The organism is Methylobacterium sp. WL116, from assembly GCF_008039455.1.
Taxonomy (GTDB): domain Bacteria; phylum Pseudomonadota; class Alphaproteobacteria; order Rhizobiales; family Beijerinckiaceae; genus Methylobacterium.
This window is the reverse complement of record NZ_VRUV01000949.1, coordinates 1-907: the sequence shown is the minus strand read 5'-3', so window position 1 is coordinate 907 and position 907 is coordinate 1. Positions and strand designations below refer to the sequence as shown.

Sequence of the window (907 nt, the reverse complement as noted above, 5' to 3'; positions counted from 1 at the left end):
GCCCCGGATGCGTCCGCGGCGGCGTCGCCGGCAGCATCGTCGCACGCCCCTCGATCCACCTCGCTGGGGAATGCCCTAGCGGAACAGCGGCAGCCCAGCGCCGAGCAGGGCGAGGCCGGTCACCAGAAGCACGCCGCCGCAGGATTCGAAGGTGGCGGCGCGCAGGCCCGCACGCGGCGCGAAGCCGGCCAGCCCGATCCCGGCACCGAGGCTCGCGAGACTTGCCAAGCCGATCATCCGCAATCCCCCCACGCTTGGTCCGGCCGGCGATGTCGGGTTCCGGCCGCGCCAGGATCGCCGGCCAACACTGAGCGAAGTCTTGCGCGGCCGTCCGAAGAGCTGGGAATCCGCGTCCATGCTGAATGGCGCGTTGCCCGGCACGGCGCCCTAGACGGGATTCGCTTTCAGCCGATTCTACCCGGCACCCACAGCGTTAACCTTTTCGACACGGACGTTAACAAACCCTTGGCAAAATCCGGCGGCTTAGTTCTAAATGCATCGGTAAGCACTGTTCTGACCCGTTGTGACGAGGCTTCGATGCGGACCTTTGAGTGGCGTTGCTCTTCTCCGTTTCTTGCCGGCGCCCTAGCCCTTCCCGCGACCCTGCTCGCCAGCAGCGAGGCTAGCGCCCATGTAAAATGGTTCTGCGCCTACGACGTCGCCGGCCAGCCCCGCGGCCTCGAGCAGGTGCTCTGCCTCGATTTCGAGTGGCTCGTCGGCCTGTCGGTCCTGTGCCTGATGTTCGGGTGCCTCGCCGAGGGCACCCCGCTCGGCACCGCGCTGCTCAACGCCCTGGACCGGGTCACCGCGCGGCTGCGCACCGACACCGAATTGCTGGTGCGGGCGACGCTGGGCTTCTTCTTCGTCTCGCTCTGGACGCTCGGCGGCATCATCCTCACCCCCGAGC

1 protein-coding gene and 1 pseudogene are annotated in these 907 nt (G+C 67.8%); one reads left to right on the top strand and one right to left on the bottom strand.

Translation table 11 applies throughout. The features are described 5' to 3' along the window. Positions 1–75 precede the first annotated feature (75 nt). Positions 76–228, bottom strand: a complete 153-nt coding sequence (locus FV223_RS31030) for a hypothetical protein (RefSeq protein WP_187274756.1) — start codon at positions 226–228, stop codon at positions 76–78. Between the two features lie 309 nt (positions 229–537). On the opposite strand from FV223_RS31030, the pseudogene FV223_RS28675 reads away from it, so the two are divergent. Further along, positions 538–907, top strand: a pseudogene (locus FV223_RS28675) (hypothetical protein); the annotation flags it as partial.